Genomic DNA, 16,241 nt, shown 5'->3' on the forward strand with positions numbered 1-16,241 from the left:
CGGGCCAGCGCCGCCGCCGCCAGCCAGCGGCGCAGCGCCTCCTCGCCGGCGCGCAGGTCGGCCCGGGTCAGCAGGGCCCACGAGTCGAGCAGCAGCACCGCGCCGTAACCGCCCTCGGCGACCGGCTCGGCGCCCGGGGTGGCCACCACCAGGGCCGCGCCGCCGGGCACGTCGGTCAGCACCTCCTCGCGCCCCGAGGTGCGCACCGGCACGTCGGGGAACGCCCGGCCCAGCTCCTCGGCGGTCCGCCGGGCGCCGGTCACCGCGGCCCGCAGCCGCCGCCCACCGCACTCCGGGCAGGCGTACGCGGCAGCCACCCGGGCGCACCACCGGCAGGCCGGGGTGCCCCCGGCCGAGGGCAGCGCGAGCGGGCCGGCGCAGTGCGCGCAGCGGGCCGGCGTGCGGCACTCGGCGCAGGAGATCGACGGGAGGTAACCGCGACGGGGCACCTGCACCAGCACCGGCAGGTCCTGGCGGAGCGCGTCGCGGGCAGCCGTCCAGGCCAGGCTGGGCAGCCGGGCGGTGGCGGCCCCGGGGTCGCGGGCCAGTTGCGGGTCGTCCCCGGTCGGCGCGATGGCCGGGATCCGCGCCCGCACCGTGGCCCGGTCGGCGACCACCTCCGGGGCCCAGCCCGTCTCCACCAGCAGCTGCGCCTCGGCCGTGCGGGCGTACCCGCCGACCAGCGCGCCGGCCTCGGCGAGGTGGGCGCGGGTGAGCAGCACGTCGCGGGCGTGCGGGTAGGGCGCCCGGGGCTCGGAGTGCAGGTCGTCACCGTCGTCCCAGACGGCGACGAGGCCGAGCCGGGCCACCGGGGCGAACATGGCCGCCCGGGTGCCGATCACCACCGGCACCTGGTCACGGCGAGCGGCGAGGAACGCCCGGTACCGCCGGGCCGGGCCGAGCGCGGCGGAGAGGCTGACGTGCCGCCCCGGGCCGAGCACGCCGGTGAGCGCCGCGTCGAGGCGGTCGAGGTCACGCGCGTCGGGCACCACGACCACCGCGCCGCGACCACTGGCGACGGTGGCCGCCACCGCGTCGGCGTAACGGGCCGCCCAGTCCTCACCGGGCAGCGCCGACCAGACCGCGCGGGGCGCCCGGCCGTCGGCGAGCGCCCGCAGCAGCGCCGGACCGGTCGGGTAGTCGCGCCACCCGCGCGGATCGACCGCCCCGGTGGGGGCCGCCGGGGCGGGCGGCTCGTCGTGGGGCTCCTTCTCCACCCGCGCGTGCCGCGGTGGCACGGCGAGCCGGAGCACGTCGGCGAGGCTGCCCGCGTACCGGTCGGCGACCGCCCGGGCGAGCCGGGCGACCTCGGGGGCCAGCACCGGCTCCGGGGAGACCACCTTCTCCAGGTACGCGAGGCGGCCGGTGTGCCCGGAGTCGTCGGCGCGCGACAGCAACCACCCGTCGACGAGTTGCCCGGCGAAGCGCACCTTCACCCGGGTACCGGGCACCGCCACCTCGTCCAGCTCGGCCGGCACCAGGTAGTCGAACGGCCGGTCCAGGTGGGCCAGTGGAACGTCCACGCAGACGCGCGCGACCGGCGACCCGTCCGCGGGTCGCCGGTCGCTGCGCTTGGTGGCGGTCAGGCTCCCGCGGCCGACTTGAGGTCGGCGGCCCGGTCGGTGCTCTCCCAGGTCAGGTCCGGCAGCTCCCGGCCGAAGTGGCCGTACGCGGCGGTCTGCTGGTAGATCGGGCGGAGCAGATTGAGGTCCCGGATGATCGCGGCCGGACGCAGGTCGAACACCTCGGTGACGGCCTTCTCGATCGAGGAGACGGGCACGGTCTCGGTGCCGAACGTCTCGATGAACAGGCTCACCGGGTGCGCCTTGCCGATGGCGTAGGCGACCTGCGCCTCGCACCGCTCGGCCAGGCCGGCGGCGACCACGTTCTTGGCAACCCAGCGCATCGCGTACGCGGCCGAGCGGTCCACCTTCGACGGGTCCTTGCCGGAGAACGCGCCGCCACCGTGGCGGGCGTACCCGCCGTAGGTGTCGACAATGATCTTGCGGCCGGTCAGCCCGGCGTCGCCCATCGGGCCGCCGATCTCGAACCGGCCGGTCGGGTTGACCAGCAGCCGGTAGCCGTCGGTGTCCAGGCCAAGGCTCTCCAGCTCCGGGGCGATCACGTGGTCGCGCACGTCCGGAGTGAGCAGCGAGTCCAACGAGATGTCGGCGGCGTGCTGGCTGGACACCACAACGGTGTTCAGCCGGACCGGGCGCAGCCCCTCGTACTCGATGGTGACCTGGGTCTTGCCGTCCGGCCGCAGGTACGGGATCGTGCCGTCCTTGCGCACCGCCGAGAGGCGACGGGCCAACCGGTGCGCGAGCGCGATCGGCAGCGGCATCAGCTCGGGCGTCTCCGAGCAGGCGAAGCCGAACATCATGCCCTGGTCGCCGGCGCCCTGCGCGTCCAGCGCGCTCTCCGACGCCCCGGTGCGCAGCTCGAAGGCGTTGTCCACACCCTGCGCGATGTCCTCGGACTGCGCGCCGATGGAGACGCTGACCCCGCAGGAGGCGCCGTCGAAGCCCTTCTTCGACGAGTCGTAACCGATGTCGAGGATGGTCCGGCGGACGATCGTCGGGATGTCGGCGTACGCCTTGGTGGTCACCTCGCCGGCGATGTGCACCTGACCGGTGGTGATCATGGTCTCCACTGCCACACGGCTGTGGGGATCCTCGGTCAGCAGCGCGTCGAGGATGCCATCGCTGATCTGGTCAGCGATCTTGTCCGGGTGGCCTTCCGTGACCGATTCGGACGTGAAGAGACGGCGTGTCACGGCACTCCTAAGCGTATGAGGTCGTTCCGCGGCAGTCTAATCACCACTGCGGCCGGTGTCGGGATCGGTCGCGCCCTGTTCCACCCGTCAGGAGCGGCCAGGCAGCCGCGCCACGACGAGATCCCACACGGCGTCGGCCACGGCTTCCTTGGCCTGCTCGGGCAGCCGACTGACCGAGCCGTCCGCGCCGATGACCGTCACCGTGTTGGTGTCGGCACCGAAGACCAGGTTTGGACCGACCTCGTTGACCACGATCAGGTCGGCCCGCTTCCGGGCGAGTTTCGCCCGGCCGTTGGCCTCGGCATCGCCGGTCTCGGCGGCGAACACCACCAGCACCTGCCCTGGTCTCTTGCGCTGGCCGAGCTCCGCCGCGATGTCCGGGTTCGTGACGAGCTCGATGGTGGGTGCGACACCGTCGTCCGACTTCTTGATTTTGCCAGTCGCGTACGTCGCGGGCCGGAAATCGGCCGGAGCCGCCGCCATCACCACCGCGTCGGCCTCGACGGCGGCCTTGACTGTCGCCTCCCGCAACTCGGCGGTGGTGCCCACCCGGATCAGGTCGACCCCGGCCGGGTCGGCGAGGCCGACGTTTGCCGAGATCACCGTGACCCGGGCACCCCGCGCGACCGCCGCGCGGGCGAACGCGTACCCCTGCTTGCCCGACGAGCGGTTGCCCAGGAAACGCACCGGGTCGAGGGGCTCGCGGGTGCCGCCGGCCGTGACGACCACCCGGCGACCGGCCAGGTCGGCGGGGGCGGAGTCGCCGCGGGCCAGGAGCCGACCGGCGACGGCGAAGATCTCCGCCGGGTCGGGCAGCCGACCCTTGCCGGTGTCGGCGCCGGTGAGCCGGCCGACGGCGGGCTCGATGACCCGGACCCCCCGGGAGCGCAACGTGGCGACGTTGGCCACGGTGGCCGGGTGCTCCCACATCTCGGTGTGCATGGCCGGGGCCAGCAGGACCGGGCAGCGGGCGGTCAGCAGTGTGTTGGTCAGCAGGTCGTCGGCGAGGCCGTGGGCGGCCTTGGCGAGCAGGTCGGTGGTGGTCGGCGCGACCACCACCAGGTCGGCCTGCTTACCGAGGCGGACGTGCGGCACCTCGTGGACGTCGGTCCAGACGTCGTCGGCGACCGGTTGACCGGAGAGCGCGGCCCAGGTCGGCGCTCCAACGAAGCGGAGCGCCGACGCGGTTGGCACGACCCGAACCCGGTGACCCGATTCGGTGAAGAGTCGCAGCAGCTCGCACGCCTTGTAGGCGGCGATGCCGCCACCGACCCCGAGGACGATCGAGGCGGACATCGGCCAGCGGGGGCTTACGGCTGGTCGGTCGGCTCGGCGGTGAGCAGGCCCGAGTTGATCTCGCGCATGGCGATGGAGAGGGGCTTCTCCTGCGGGGTGGTCTCGACGAGCGGGCCGACGTACTCCAGCAGACCCTCACCGAGCTGGCTGTAGTAGGCGTTGACCTGGCGCGCGCGCTTGGCGGCGAAGATGACCAGCGCGTACTTCGACGTCGTCTTCTCGAGGAGCTCGTCGATCGGCGGGTTGGTGATGCCTTCGGGGTTGGCGATGGATCCCACGAATTAACCTCTGCGTCTTTCGAGCCGCGCGGACGCGGTGCTGAGTCTCAACGGCGGCCGACCGTCAGCCACGCAGGCGCGACCAGGTCGGATCCGGATAAGAAGAACCGAGTAAGCCTACCAGCTCCTCGACCACCCGTTCGGTGTGGTCGTGGGCCAGCGCGTGCTCGACGGTGGCTGCCACCGTGGCGTCGGGCGCGTACCCGGGTGGGCTCAGCAACACCAGCCGGGCATCGGGCAGGCGCGCCCGGACCAGTGGGACGCCGCGCAGATCGAGCGGGAGCAGCACCGGCTGCCCGGCGTCGAGCCGGGCGCGCAGCGGCGGGTACGGGGTGCCCCGGCGGTGCGATCCGATCCGGGACCACTCCAGCAGCTCGCCGTCGACGATCCGTCGATCGAACTCGGCGGGGGCGAGGAAGACGCGGTCCACCCCGTCGATCTCCGACTCCCGGCGCGGCCTGGTGGTCGCCGCGACCGGGATCCACACGGACGGAGAACGCGCCCGGACGAGCTCGACGACACTCTCCCTGCCGGAACCCGAAGGTCCAGCCAGGACAGTGAGCCGAGTCGCCGGGCGCGCCTCGTCATCCGTGCTCACTGCTTGTTTCTACACGCTGCCAGGTTTAGTTGGCGGCGAACTCTCCAAGCAGTGCCTTGCGCTGCTGCTCGCCGAGGCCACGCAGGCGACGGCTGTCGGCGATCTTGAGCTTCTCCATGATCTGGGTAGCCCGGATCTTGCCGATGCCCGGCATGGCCTGCAGGACGGCCGACACCTTGAGCTTGCCAACGACGTCGTCGCTCTCGGCCCGCTCGAGGACGGCACCGAGGGTGGTCTTGCCCTGCTTGAGCTGCTCCTTCAGCTGAGCACGGGCCTTGCGGATCTCCGCGGCCTTCTCGAGCGCGGCAGCGCGTTGTTCGGGGGTCAGTGACGGGAGCGGCACCAGTTCTCCTCAGGTCCCTATCGCGGCGGGCGGGGCGCACCGCCGCATCTGTGAAACGTGGTGTCGCTGTGAACCAAGGGGTCCATGGTTCCCAGCGCGGGGAAAACTAGCGGCCAACGGAGCTTTCGGCAACGTGGGGGCCGCATGATCACCGTAGAGTGACCGACCCGTCAGTCAGTCACCGGGCAGGCAGGACGGCCCGGCAGTCGACCAACACGCGGTCCGCGGCGGCCCGCAGCGCGGCCACATCAGGGCCTGCCGAGAGCACTTCCCGGGAGTACGACGGGAGCACCGAGGCGAGGCTGGAACCGAAGACGGTACGCAGATCGGCGGCGCCGGCACCCTGCGCGCCGAGCCCCGGAGCGAGCAGTGGGCCGCCCACACCGGAGAGGTCGTGACCGGTGTCACCGATGGTCGCGCCGACCACCAGACCGAAGCTCCCGAGCGGTGACGCACCCCTGTTGAGCTGGGAAATCTCGTCGATCACGGTTTGCGCCACGGTGCGGCCGTCGGCCGTGACGGCCCGCTGGACGGCCGCACCCTCGGGGTTGGAGGTGAGGGCCAGCACGAACACCCCGCCGCCGTGCTCGGCGGCCAGCTCGAACATCGGCGCCAGCGAACCGACCCCGAGGTAAGGGCTCGCGGTCACCGCGTCGACATACACAGGGCTGGATGGATCAAGGTACGCGGCGGCGTACGCGCTCACCGTCGAGCCGATGTCGCCGCGCTTGACGTCGAGCAGAACGAGCGAGCCAGCATCTCGTAACTGTCGGATAGTTGACTCAAGAATCGCCACACCTCGGGACCCGAACCGCTCGAAAAAGGCCGACTGAGGCTTGACTACCGCAACCCGGTCACCGAGGGCCTCCACCACGGTCCGGCTGAACCGGTCGAGCCCCTGAACGTCGTCCGGGAGGCCCCACTGAGCCAGCAGACCGGGATGCGGGTCGATGCCCACGCAGAGTGGGCCCCGCTCGGTAATCGCCCGGTGCAGCCGGGTACCGAAGCTCTCCATCGGAGTGTTCCCCTCTTCTCGTCCGGGCGGCCGACCCGCCCGGGTAACCCGTCGACCCGGTGGCCGGGCCGACTCAGCCCGCCGACACCGCCGCCGCCACCCCGGCCGCGATCCGGGCCAGGTCGACGTCGTCGGTGACGTACGGCGGCATCGTGTAGATCAGGTCGCGGAACGGACGCAGCCACACCCCCTGGGCGACAGCGGCAGCGGTCGCGGCGCCGAGGTCGACCTCGTGATCGAGCTGGACCACACCGATCGCGCCGAGGACCCGTACGTCGGCCACGCCCGGCGTGCCGCGCAGGGGCTCCAGACCGGCGCGCAGGCCCGCGCCGACCCTGGCGACCTGGCCGGCCCAGTCTCCGGACCGCAGCAGCCCGATGGAGGCGTTCGCCACCGCGCAGGCCAACGGGTTGCCCATGAACGTGGGCCCGTGCGCCAGCACGCCGGTCGCCGAGATGCCCCGGGCGACCTCCGCGGTGCACACTGTCGCCGCGAGGGTCAGGTACCCGCCGGTCAACGCCTTGCCCACACAGAGCACGTCCGGCGTCACCCCGGCGTGCTCGGCGGCGAACATCTCGCCGGTACGGCCGAACCCGGTGGCGATCTCGTCGAAGATCAGCAGAATTCCGTGCGCGCGGGTCACCTCGCGCAGCACCCGCAGGTAACCCGGGTGGTGGAAGCGCATCCCGCCGGCGCCCTGGACGACGGGCTCGACGATCACGGCGGCCAACTCGTCGGCGTGCCGCTCGACGGTCTCCACCAACGCCGCCACGTACGCGTCGTCGGGCGGATCGGTGAAGCCGCCCGGCGGCACCGGGGCGAACACCTGCCGGGGCAGCACGTCGCCCCACAGGTGGTGCATCCCGCCCTCCGGGTCGCAGACGCTCATCGGGTGGAACGTGTCGCCGTGGTAGCCACCCCGCCAGGTCGCCAACCGGCGCCGCTGGGGGCGCCCGACGGCCCGCTGGTACTGCAGGCACATCTTCACCGCCACCTCGACGCTGACCGAGCCGGAGTCGGCCAGGAACACGTGCTCCAGGCCATCCGGGGTCAGCTCGACAAGGGTCCGGGCCAGCCGCACCGCCGGCTCGTGGGTGAGCCCGCCGAACATCACGTGGCTCATCCGGCCGAGCTGGTCGGTCACCGCCGCGTCCAGCACCGGGTGCCGGTACCCGTGGATCGCCGCCCACCAGGACGACATCCCGTCCACCAACTCCCGCCCGTCGGCCAGGGTGAGCCGTACCCCCTCGGCGCCCCGCACCACGTACGGCGAGTTGGCCGGCGGCAGCGCGGCGTACGGGTGCCAGACGTGCGCCCGGTCAGCGGCCAGGATCTCCTCGGGTGTCACGCGTACTCCTCTGCGCCTCAAGCGGTCCGGACGGCGGACGTCCTGCGGCCGGGTCGAACCTCTCCTCCGCTGCCTTTGCTCTGCACCCGCGGACGCGACACCCGGTGGCCGGGTGTCGCGCACCGGGTGGTGCACCCGCGGGTGCAGAGCAAAGGGGCAACAACGGGCGTGTGCTCCTCGACGCGGAGCGGGCTCGGCACCAGGTCGCGCCGGGCCGGCACCGGGCCGAGGGCGGTCACCGGCCGGCGACGGGGTCCGGTGCCGCCGTTGCGGCCGCCGCGCGGGCGGCGGCGCGGACCAGGGCCGGTCCCCGGTAGATGAAGCCGGTGTAGAGCTGCACCAGGGCGGCGCCGGCATCGAACATCCGCGCCGCGTCGTCCGGATCCAGTACCCCGCCGACGCCGACGATCGGCAGCCGCCCGCCGGTCTCGGAGTGGACGAAGGCGACCACGTCGCGGGCCCGCCCGGTGAGCGGCCGACCGGAGAGGCCACCTGCCTGCCCGCCGCGCTCGACGTCGACGCCCGCGAGGCCGTCCCGGGACAGGGTGGTGTTGGTGGCGATCACCCCGGCGGCGCCCCGGGCCAGGCAGACCTCCAGCAGCTCGGCGATCGCCGCCTCGGTCAGGTCCGGTGCGATCTTGACCAGCACCGGCTTCTCCCCCACCAGCGCGCCGAGCAGCGCGTCCAGGTGGGCACGGTCCTGCAACGACCGCAGACCCGGGGTGTTCGGTGAGGACACGTTCACCGCGAAGTAGTCGCCGTGCCCGCGCAACGCCCGGTACGAGGCGAGGTAGTCCTCGACCGCCTCGTCCAGCGGGGTCACCTTGGACTTGCCCAGCGAGATGCCCAGCGGCACCCCGAGCGGGCGCGGCAGCGCCGCCAACCGGGCGGCCAGCGCGGCGGCCCCGGCGTTGTTGAAGCCCATCCGGTTGACCACCGCCTCGCTGGCCGGCAGCCGGAACAGCCGCGGCCGGGGGTTGCCCGGCTGGGCGTGCGCGGTGACGGTGCCGACCTCCACGAAACCGAAGCCGAGCGCCGGCCAGGCCGGCAGCGCCGCGCCGTCCTTGTCCATACCGGCGGCCAACCCGACCGGGTTGGGAAACCGCACCCCGAACACGGTGCGCGGCGCGTCGACCGCGTAGCGGGCCCGCAGCGCGGCGAGCGCGGCCGGCCGCCGCGACAGGGCCGCCAACCGCCGCAGCGTCCACTCGTGCGCCGCCTCGGCGTCCCCGCCCCCGAGCCGGAACAACAACGGCCGTACCGCCTGCTCGAACACTGTCACTGGGCCGCCCGCAGGATGGCGTGCAGGTCCTGCAGAGGGCGTACCTGCATGTCGCCGCGGATCCGCGCCTCGATGCCCATCACCGCCGCGGCGGCGCCGGGGACCGTGGTGATGCAGGGGATGTCCGCGGTGACCGCGGCGCTGCGGATCTCGTAGCCGTCGGAGCGGGCGCTGGCACCCGAGCCCTGCGGCGTGTTGATCACCAGCGCCACGTGGCCGCCGCCGATCAGCGACACCGCGTCGTCGCCCGCACCGGCCTGGTAGTGCTTACGGATCTGTTCACAGGCGATGCCGTGGCGGCGCAGCACCTCGGCCGTGCCGGCGGTGGCGACGATCTCGAAGCCCAGATCGGCCAGCCGCTTGATCGGGAAGATCATGCCGCGCTTGTCCCGGTTGGCCACCGAGACGAAGATCTTCCCGGCGGTCGGCAGCGACCCGTACGCGGCCGACTGGCTCTTGGCGAAGGCGTGCCCGAAGTTGGTGTCGATGCCCATCACCTCGCCGGTCGACTTCATCTCCGGCCCGAGCAGCGAGTCGATCCCCTTGCCCGCGCGGGTCCGGAAACGCTTGAACGGCAGCACCGCCTCCTTGACCGCGACCGGCGCGTCGGCGGGCATCGTGCCCCCGTCCCCCGTCGCCGGCAGCAGGCCCTCGGCGCGCAGCTCGGCGATGCTCGCTCCAAGCGCGATCCGGGCCGCCGCCTTGGCCAGCGGCACCGCCGTGGCCTTGGAGACGAACGGAACGGTCCGCGACGCGCGCGGGTTGGCCTCCAGCACGTAGAGCACGTCGTCCTTGAGGGCGTACTGCACGTTGAGCAGGCCACGGACCCCGACGCCACGCGCGATGGCCTCGGTGTAGCGGCGGACCTCGACCAGGTGCGAGCCCGCCAGGGTGATCGGCGGGAGCGCGCAGGACGAGTCGCCGGAGTGGATGCCCGCCTCCTCGATGTGCTCCATCACGCCGCCGATGTAGACCTCGCCGTCGGCGTCGCACAGCGCGTCCACGTCGATCTCGATGGCGTCGTCGAGGAACCGGTCCACCAGCACCGGGTGGTCGCCGGAGATGTCGGTGGCCCGGCCGATGTAGTCGCGCAGCGTCGGGTCGTCGTAGACGATCTCCATGCCCCGCCCGCCCAGCACGTACGACGGCCGGACCAGCACCGGGTAGCCGATCTCGTCGGCGATCGTCTTGGCCTCGTCGTACGAGGTGGCCATGCCGTGCGCCGGCGCGCGCAGTCCAGCACGGGCCAGCACCGCGCCGAACGCGCCGCGCTCCTCGGCCAGGTGGATCGACTCCGGGGAGGTGCCGACGATCGGCACACCGGCGTTCTTCAGCCGCTGCGCCAGACCCAGCGGGGTCTGCCCGCCGAGCTGGACGACCACCCCGACCACACCCGGACCGCCGGCCGCCCGACCGGACGAGTCCTCGGCGTGCCAGACCTCCAGGACGTCCTCGAAGGTCAACGGCTCGAAGTAGAGCCGGTCGGCGGTGTCGTAGTCGGTGGAGACCGTCTCCGGGTTGCAGTTGACCATCACGGTCTCGTAACCGGCCGACCGCAACGCCTGCACGGCGTGCACGCAGGAGTAGTCGAACTCGATGCCCTGCCCGATCCGGTTCGGGCCGGAGCCCAGGATCAGCACCTTCGGCCGGTCCGACGGCACGACCTCGGTCTCCAGGTCGTACGTCGAGTAGTGGTACGGCGTGGTCGCCTCGAACTCGGCCGCGCAGGTGTCCACTGTCTTGTAGACCGGGCGCACGTCCAGGCGGTGGCGCAGGGTCCGTACGCCGTCCTCGGCGGCCAACTCCGGACGCAGCGCGGCGAGCTGTCGGTCGGACAGACCGGCCCGCTTGGCACGACGCAGCAGGTCGGCGTCGAGCACCGGCGCGTCGACGATCTCGGCGCGTAGCTCGATCAGCGCGGCGATCTGGTCCAGGAACCACGGGTCGATCCCGCCGGACGCCTCGGCCACCTCGGCGATCGACGCCCCGAGCCGCAGCGCCCGCTCCACCGTGTACAGCCGACCGTCGTGCGGGATCCGCAGCGCCGCGAGAGTGTCGGCCAGGGTGACGCCCGCCGGGTCCGGCACACTCCAGAAACCGGCCGACTTCGTTTCCATCGAGCGCATCGCCTTGTTCAGCGCCTCGGTGAAGTTGCGCCCGAGGCTCATCGCCTCACCCACCGACTTCATAGTGGTGGTCAGCTCCGGGTCCGCGCCGGGGAACTTCTCGAACGCGAACCGGGGGATCTTCACCACCACGTAGTCGAGGGTCGGCTCGAACGCCGCCGGGGTCTTCAGCGTGATGTCGTTGGGGATCTCGTCGAGGGTGTAGCCGATGGCCAGCTTCGCGGCGATCTTCGCGATCGGGAAGCCGGTCGCCTTGGAGGCCAGCGCCGAGGACCGCGACACCCGGGGGTTCATCTCGATCACGACGATCCGGCCGTCGACCGGGTTGACCGCGAACTGGATGTTGCAGCCGCCGGTGTCCACCCCGACCTCGCGCAGCACGGCGATGCCCAGGTCACGCAGGCGCTGGTACTCCCGGTCGGTGAGCGTCATGGCCGGGGCCACAGTGACGCTGTCGCCGGTGTGCACACCCATCGGGTCGATGTTCTCGATCGAGCAGACCACCACCACGTTGTCGTGCCGGTCGCGCATCAGCTCGAGCTCGTACTCCTTCCAGCCGAGCACGCTCTCCTCGATGAGCACCTCGTGCACCGGGCTGGCCGACAGGCCGTCGCCGGCGATACGGGCCAGGTCCTCGGGGGTGTGCGCCATGCCGGAACCCAGGCCACCCATCGTGAACGACGGCCGGATCACCACCGGCAGGCCCAGCTCGGCGACTGTCGCCTCGACCTCGTCCATCGAGTGGCAGACCCGCGAGCGGGGCACCAGCCCGGTCGGGTCGTCGACACCGAGGCGTACGCCGGCCTTCGCCACGATCTCCTTGAACAGCTGCCGGTCCTCGCCGCGGTTGATGGCGTCGATGTTCGCGCCGATCAGCTCCACGCCGTACTTCTCCAGCACGCCGGCCTCGTGCAGGGCGACGGCAGTGTTCAGCGCGGTCTGCCCGCCGAGGGTCGCCAGGATCGCGTCCGGGCGCTCCTTGGCGATGACCAGCTCCACGAACTCCGGGGTGATCGGCTCGACGTAGGTCGCGTCGGCGAACTCCGGGTCCGTCATGATCGTCGCCGGGTTGGAGTTGACCAGGCTGACCCGGATCCCCTCGCTGCGCAGCACCCGGCACGCCTGGGTGCCGGAGTAGTCGAACTCGCAGGCCTGCCCGATGACGATCGGCCCGGAGCCGATCACGAGGATGTGCTTGAGATCGGTCCGCTTAGGCATTGCTGCGCCCCTTGCTGTGGGTCCGGCCTTCGATCAAGTCGGCGAATCGGTCGAAGAGGTAGTCCGCGTCGTGCGGACCGGCCGCCGCCTCCGGGTGGTACTGGACGGTGAACGCGGGCAGGTCCACCGCCCGCAGCCCCTCGACCACGTTGTCATTGAGGCAGACGTGCGACACCCGTACGCCCCCGAAGTCGGTGTCGATCACCTGGTCGGGGACGACAGCGCCGTTGCCCGAGCCGGGGACCTGCACGGCGAAGCCATGGTTGTGGCTGGTCACCTCGACCTTGCCGGTGACCCGGTCGAGCACCGGCTGGTTGATCCCCCGGTGGCCGTAGCCCAGCTTGTAGGTGCCGAAGCCGAGCGCCCGACCGAGGATCTGGCTGCCGAAGCAGATGCCGAACAGGGGCACCTGCCGCCGCAGCGCCTCGCGGGCCAGCTCCACCGGGGCGTCGGCGGTAGCCGGATCGCCCGGGCCGGGCGACAGGAAGATCGCGTCGGCGCCGGTGGCGAGCATCTGGTCGATGCTCGACGACGCCGGCAGCACGTGGGTGGTCACCCCGCGGGTGGCCAGCCGACGCGGCACGTTGCGCTTGATGCCCAGGTCCAGCGCGGCCACTGTGAACCGGTGCTCGCCCAGGGCCTCGACGACGTACGGTTCGGCGGTGCTCACCTCGGAGGACAGGTCCGCGCCGACCATCTGCGGCGCCTGGCGGACCCGGGCCAGCAGGCTCTGCGGGTCGTTGTCGATGCTGGAGATACCCACCCGCATGGCGCCCCGCTCGCGCAGGTGCCGGGTCAGCGCCCGGGTGTCCACCCCGCTGATTCCCACCACACCCTCGGTGGCGAGGCGGTCCTCGAGACCACCGGTGGCCCGCCAGTTCGAGCCGATCCGGGCCGGGTCGCGCACGACGTAGCCGGCCACCCAGATCCGACCGGACTCGTCGTCCTCGCCGTTGACGCCGGTGTTGCCGATGTGCGGCGCGGTCTGCACCACCACCTGACGGTGGTACGACGGGTCGGTGAGGGTCTCCTGGTAACCGGTCATGCCGGTGTTGAAGACCGCCTCGCCGAAGGTCTCTCCGACGCTGCCGTACGCCTCGCCGGGGAACGTGCGCCCGTCCTCCAGCACCAGGATTGCGGGTCTGCGCTTGACCATTACTTGACAGCCTTTCCGTCCAGGACCGTCGGCTCGCCGCGCAGGAAGGTCGCCACGATGCGACCTGGCAGCGTCATGCGGGCGTACGGGGTGTTGCGACTGCGACTGGCCAGCTCCGTCGGCTCGATGGTGCGGCGGACGGCCGGGTCGATCAGGGTCAGGTTGGCCGGGACACCCGGCGCGGGGTCGACGCCGTGCCCGGTGAGGCCGGCGATCCGTGCGGGGGTGCGCGACATCCGCTCGGCGATCAGGTCCCACTCGGGGCCGAGCACGTCCAGCGCGATGGAGAGGGCCGTCTCCAGACCGAGCATCCCCGGTCGGGCGTACGCCCACTCGCACTCCTTGTCCTCCACCGCGTGCGGGGCGTGGTCGGTGGCGATCACGTCGATCACCCCGTCGGCGAGGGCGGCACGCAGCGCGGCGATGTCCGCGGCGGTACGCAGCGGCGGGTTCACCTTGTAGACCGGGTCGTAGGTTTCCGCCCGTTCGTCGGTGAGCAGCAGGTGGTGCGGGGTCACCTCGGCGGTCACGCGTACCCCACGTGCCTTTGCCTGGCGCAGCACCTCGACGCTGCCGGCGGTGGAGACGTGGCAGACGTGCAGTCGGCTGCCCACGTGCTCGGCGAGCAGCACGTCGCGGGCGATGATCGCCTCCTCGGCGACCGCCGGCCAGCCGATCAGGCCGAGCCGGGTGGAGACCTCGCCCTCGTGCATCTGGGCGCCCTCGGTGAGCCGGGGCTCCTCGGCGTGCTGGGCGATGATCCCGTCGAACGCCTTGACGTACTCCAGGGCTCGGCGCATCAACTTCGGGTCGGCGACGCAGTGCCCGTCGTCGGAGAAGATCCGCACCCGGGCCGCCGAGTCGGCCATCGCGCCCAGTTCGGCCAGCCGCTCGCCGGCCAGCCCGACGGTGACCGCGCCGATCGGCTGCACGTCGACCAGGCCGGCCTCGCGGCCGAGCCGCCAGACCTGCTCGACAACGCCGGCGGTGTCCGCCACCGGGGAGGTGTTGGCCATCGCGCAGACCGCCGTGTAGCCGCCCAGCGCCGCCGCCCGGGAACCGGACTCGACGGTCTCGGCGTCCTCCCGGCCGGGCTCGCGCAGGTGGGTGTGCAGGTCGACGAGGCCGGGCAGGGCGACCAGGCCGGTGCCGTCGACGACTGTGGCGTCCGGCGCGGTCAGGCCGGGACCGACCTCGGCGATCACGCCGTCGCGGATCAGCAGGTCGGTCGGCGCGGCGCCGACGACACTCACGCTGGTGATCAGGTACGCGGTCACCGGTTGTTCCCTCCGAGCAGCAGGTAAAGGACAGCCATCCGCACGGAAACCCCGTTGGTGACCTGTTCGACGATGGTGGAGCGGGGTGAGTCGGCGACCTCGGGGGTGATCTCCATCCCCCGGTTCATCGGGCCGGGGTGCATGACGATCGCGTGCTCGGGCAGCCGGCGCATCCGCGGCCCGTCCAGGCCGTAGCGGCGGGCGTACTCGCGCGCGGAGGGGAAGTAGGAGTCGTTCATCCGCTCCCGCTGCACCCGCAGCATCATCACCACGTCCACGTTCGGCAGGACGGCGTCGAGGTCGTAGGAGACGTCGGTGCCGGGCGCGAGGGCGCCCGCGATGTCGACCGGGATGAGGGTCGGCGGGCCGACCAGGGTGACCTTGGCGCCAAGGGTGGACAGCAGCAGCACGTTGGAGCGGGCCACCCGGGAGTGCAGCACGTCCCCGACCACGGCGACCGACAGGCCGGCGAGCCGGCCCAGCCGGGCCCGCATGGTGTACGCGTCCAGCAGCGCCTGGGTGGGGTGCTCGTGGGTGCCGTCGCCGGCGTTGACGACCGACCCGTCCACCCAGTTGGCCAGGCGGTGCGGCGCGCCGGAGGCGGGGTGTCGGATGACGACGGCGTCCGCGCCCATGGCCTGCAGGGTCAACGCGGTGTCCTTCAGGCTCTCACCCTTGGTGACGCTGGACCCCTTCGCGGAAAAGTTGATCACGTCGGCGCTGAGTCGCTTCGCCGCCGCCTCGAACGAGATCCGGGTACGCGTGGAGTCCTCGTAGAAGAGGTTCACCACCGTCCGTCCGCGCAGCGCGGGAAGCTTCTTGATCTCCCGGCCGGCGACGGTGGCCATCTCGGCGGCGGTGTCCAGGATCTCGGTGGCGGTGTCGGCGTCCAGGTCCCCGCCGGAGAGCAAGTGTTTGATCATGAGGCAGTTCCCCCGTAGAGCTTGACCTCGTCCGTCCCGTCGATCTCGGCGAGCGTCACCTTGACGCTCTCGGCGAGCGAGGTCGGGATGTTCTTCCCGACGTAGTCGGCGCGGATCGGCAACTCCCGGTGGCCCCGGTCGACCAGCACGGCGAGCTGCACCGAGGCCGGGCGGCCCACGTCGTTGAGCGCGTCGAGCGCGGCCCGGACGGTGCGACCGGAGAAGAGCACGTCGTCGACCAGGATGACCCGTTTGCCGTCGATCCCGTCGGCGGGAAGCTCGGTCGGACCCACCGCGCGGGTGGCGTGCCGACGGAGGTCGTCGCGGTACAGGGTGATGTCGAGCACACCGACCGGAACGGCGACGTCCTCGAAGGTGCTGATCCGGTCCGCGAGCCGCCGGGCGAGGGGGGTGCCCCGGGTGGGAATCCCGAGCAGCACCGTGTTGGCGGCGCCCTGGGTCTTCTCCAGGATCTGGTGGGCGATGCGGTCGACCACGCGTTGCACGTCGGCGCTGGCGAGGATCACCTTCACCGAGGGTTGTGGCGGTGGTGACGAGCGGGCAGCCGGTGGGTATGCCACGGCGGACCTCCTTCCCCGCCTCAC

At 72.2% G+C, this 16,241-nt stretch carries 14 protein-coding genes; all 14 read right to left on the bottom strand.

What is annotated here, in order from left to right; genetic code table 11:
* Positions 1 to 1,523 (bottom strand): primosomal protein N' (locus tag NIE111_RS22100; protein ID WP_238686203.1); only part of this gene is annotated, 1,523 nt, incomplete at its 3' end.
* A 59-nt stretch (positions 1,524 to 1,582) separates the two neighbouring features.
* Positions 1,583 to 2,776: a methionine adenosyltransferase gene (gene metK / locus NIE111_RS22105; protein ID WP_091401916.1), complete on the bottom strand. Its 1,194-nt coding sequence runs from the start codon at positions 2,774 to 2,776 to the stop codon at positions 1,583 to 1,585.
* 87 nt (positions 2,777 to 2,863) lie between these two features.
* Positions 2,864 to 4,072 (bottom strand): bifunctional phosphopantothenoylcysteine decarboxylase/phosphopantothenate--cysteine ligase CoaBC, encoded by a 1,209-nt coding sequence (gene coaBC, locus NIE111_RS22110; protein WP_238686204.1) that lies wholly within the window; start codon positions 4,070 to 4,072, stop codon positions 2,864 to 2,866.
* A 14-nt stretch (positions 4,073 to 4,086) separates the two neighbouring features.
* Positions 4,087 to 4,350, bottom strand: coding sequence for a DNA-directed RNA polymerase subunit omega (gene rpoZ / locus NIE111_RS22115; protein ID WP_030335666.1), 264 nt, complete (start codon positions 4,348 to 4,350; stop codon positions 4,087 to 4,089).
* Between the two features lie 64 nt (positions 4,351 to 4,414).
* Positions 4,415 to 4,948, bottom strand: a complete 534-nt coding sequence (locus NIE111_RS22120) for a nucleoside/nucleotide kinase family protein (RefSeq protein WP_238686205.1) — start codon at positions 4,946 to 4,948, stop codon at positions 4,415 to 4,417.
* 25 nt (positions 4,949 to 4,973) lie between these two features.
* Positions 4,974 to 5,291 carry an integration host factor, actinobacterial type gene (gene mihF / locus NIE111_RS22125; RefSeq protein ID WP_030335662.1) on the bottom strand — a complete coding sequence of 106 codons (318 nt, stop codon included), beginning with the start codon at positions 5,289 to 5,291 and terminating at the stop codon, positions 4,974 to 4,976.
* Between the two features lie 178 nt (positions 5,292 to 5,469).
* Complete coding sequence (pyrF, locus tag NIE111_RS22130) at positions 5,470 to 6,306, bottom strand: orotidine-5'-phosphate decarboxylase (RefSeq protein ID WP_091401910.1); 837 nt, start codon at positions 6,304 to 6,306, stop codon at positions 5,470 to 5,472.
* A 73-nt stretch (positions 6,307 to 6,379) separates the two neighbouring features.
* Positions 6,380 to 7,654: an adenosylmethionine--8-amino-7-oxononanoate transaminase gene (locus NIE111_RS22135; protein WP_238686206.1), complete on the bottom strand. Its 1,275-nt coding sequence runs from the start codon at positions 7,652 to 7,654 to the stop codon at positions 6,380 to 6,382.
* A gap of 235 nt (positions 7,655 to 7,889) precedes the next feature.
* Positions 7,890 to 8,936, bottom strand: coding sequence for a quinone-dependent dihydroorotate dehydrogenase (locus NIE111_RS22140; RefSeq protein WP_238686207.1), 1,047 nt, complete (start codon positions 8,934 to 8,936; stop codon positions 7,890 to 7,892).
* A complete protein-coding gene (carB, locus tag NIE111_RS22145; RefSeq protein WP_238686208.1) occupies positions 8,933 to 12,280 on the bottom strand; it encodes a carbamoyl-phosphate synthase large subunit in 3,348 nt (1,115 codons plus the stop codon). The genes NIE111_RS22140 and carB overlap by 4 nt, the downstream gene beginning before the upstream one ends.
* Positions 12,273 to 13,436, bottom strand: coding sequence for a glutamine-hydrolyzing carbamoyl-phosphate synthase small subunit (carA, locus tag NIE111_RS22150; protein WP_238686209.1), 1,164 nt, complete (start codon positions 13,434 to 13,436; stop codon positions 12,273 to 12,275). Before carA ends, carB begins: the two co-directional genes overlap by 8 nt.
* Positions 13,436 to 14,713, bottom strand: a complete 1,278-nt coding sequence (locus NIE111_RS22155; RefSeq protein ID WP_238686210.1) for a dihydroorotase — start codon at positions 14,711 to 14,713, stop codon at positions 13,436 to 13,438. Before NIE111_RS22155 ends, carA begins: the two co-directional genes overlap by 1 nt.
* Complete coding sequence (locus tag NIE111_RS22160; RefSeq protein ID WP_238686211.1) at positions 14,710 to 15,636, bottom strand: aspartate carbamoyltransferase catalytic subunit; 927 nt, start codon at positions 15,634 to 15,636, stop codon at positions 14,710 to 14,712. Before NIE111_RS22160 ends, NIE111_RS22155 begins: the two co-directional genes overlap by 4 nt.
* Positions 15,633 to 16,217: a bifunctional pyr operon transcriptional regulator/uracil phosphoribosyltransferase PyrR gene (pyrR, locus tag NIE111_RS22165; protein WP_238686212.1), complete on the bottom strand. Its 585-nt coding sequence runs from the start codon at positions 16,215 to 16,217 to the stop codon at positions 15,633 to 15,635. Before pyrR ends, NIE111_RS22160 begins: the two co-directional genes overlap by 4 nt.
* Between the last annotated feature and the right edge of the window lie 24 nt (positions 16,218 to 16,241).

This window comes from Micromonospora hortensis (genome assembly GCF_022230935.1).
In the GTDB taxonomy this organism is placed as follows: domain Bacteria; phylum Actinomycetota; class Actinomycetes; order Mycobacteriales; family Micromonosporaceae; genus Micromonospora; species Micromonospora hortensis.

What these genes read in the sequence shown, in the direction of transcription:
- coaBC (WP_238686204.1), bottom strand. Translation starts at nt 4,072, where the DNA reads ATGTCCGCCTCGATCGTCCTCGGGGTCGGTGGCGGCATCGCCGCCTAC.
- pyrF (WP_091401910.1), bottom strand. Translation starts at nt 6,306, where the DNA reads ATGGAGAGCTTCGGTACCCGGCTGCACCGGGCGATTACCGAGCGGGGC.
- carB (WP_238686208.1), bottom strand. Translation starts at nt 12,280, where the DNA reads ATGCCTAAGCGGACCGATCTCAAGCACATCCTCGTGATCGGCTCCGGG.
- carA (WP_238686209.1), bottom strand. Translation starts at nt 13,436, where the DNA reads ATGGTCAAGCGCAGACCCGCAATCCTGGTGCTGGAGGACGGGCGCACG.
- NIE111_RS22160 (WP_238686211.1), bottom strand. Translation starts at nt 15,636, where the DNA reads ATGATCAAACACTTGCTCTCCGGCGGGGACCTGGACGCCGACACCGCC.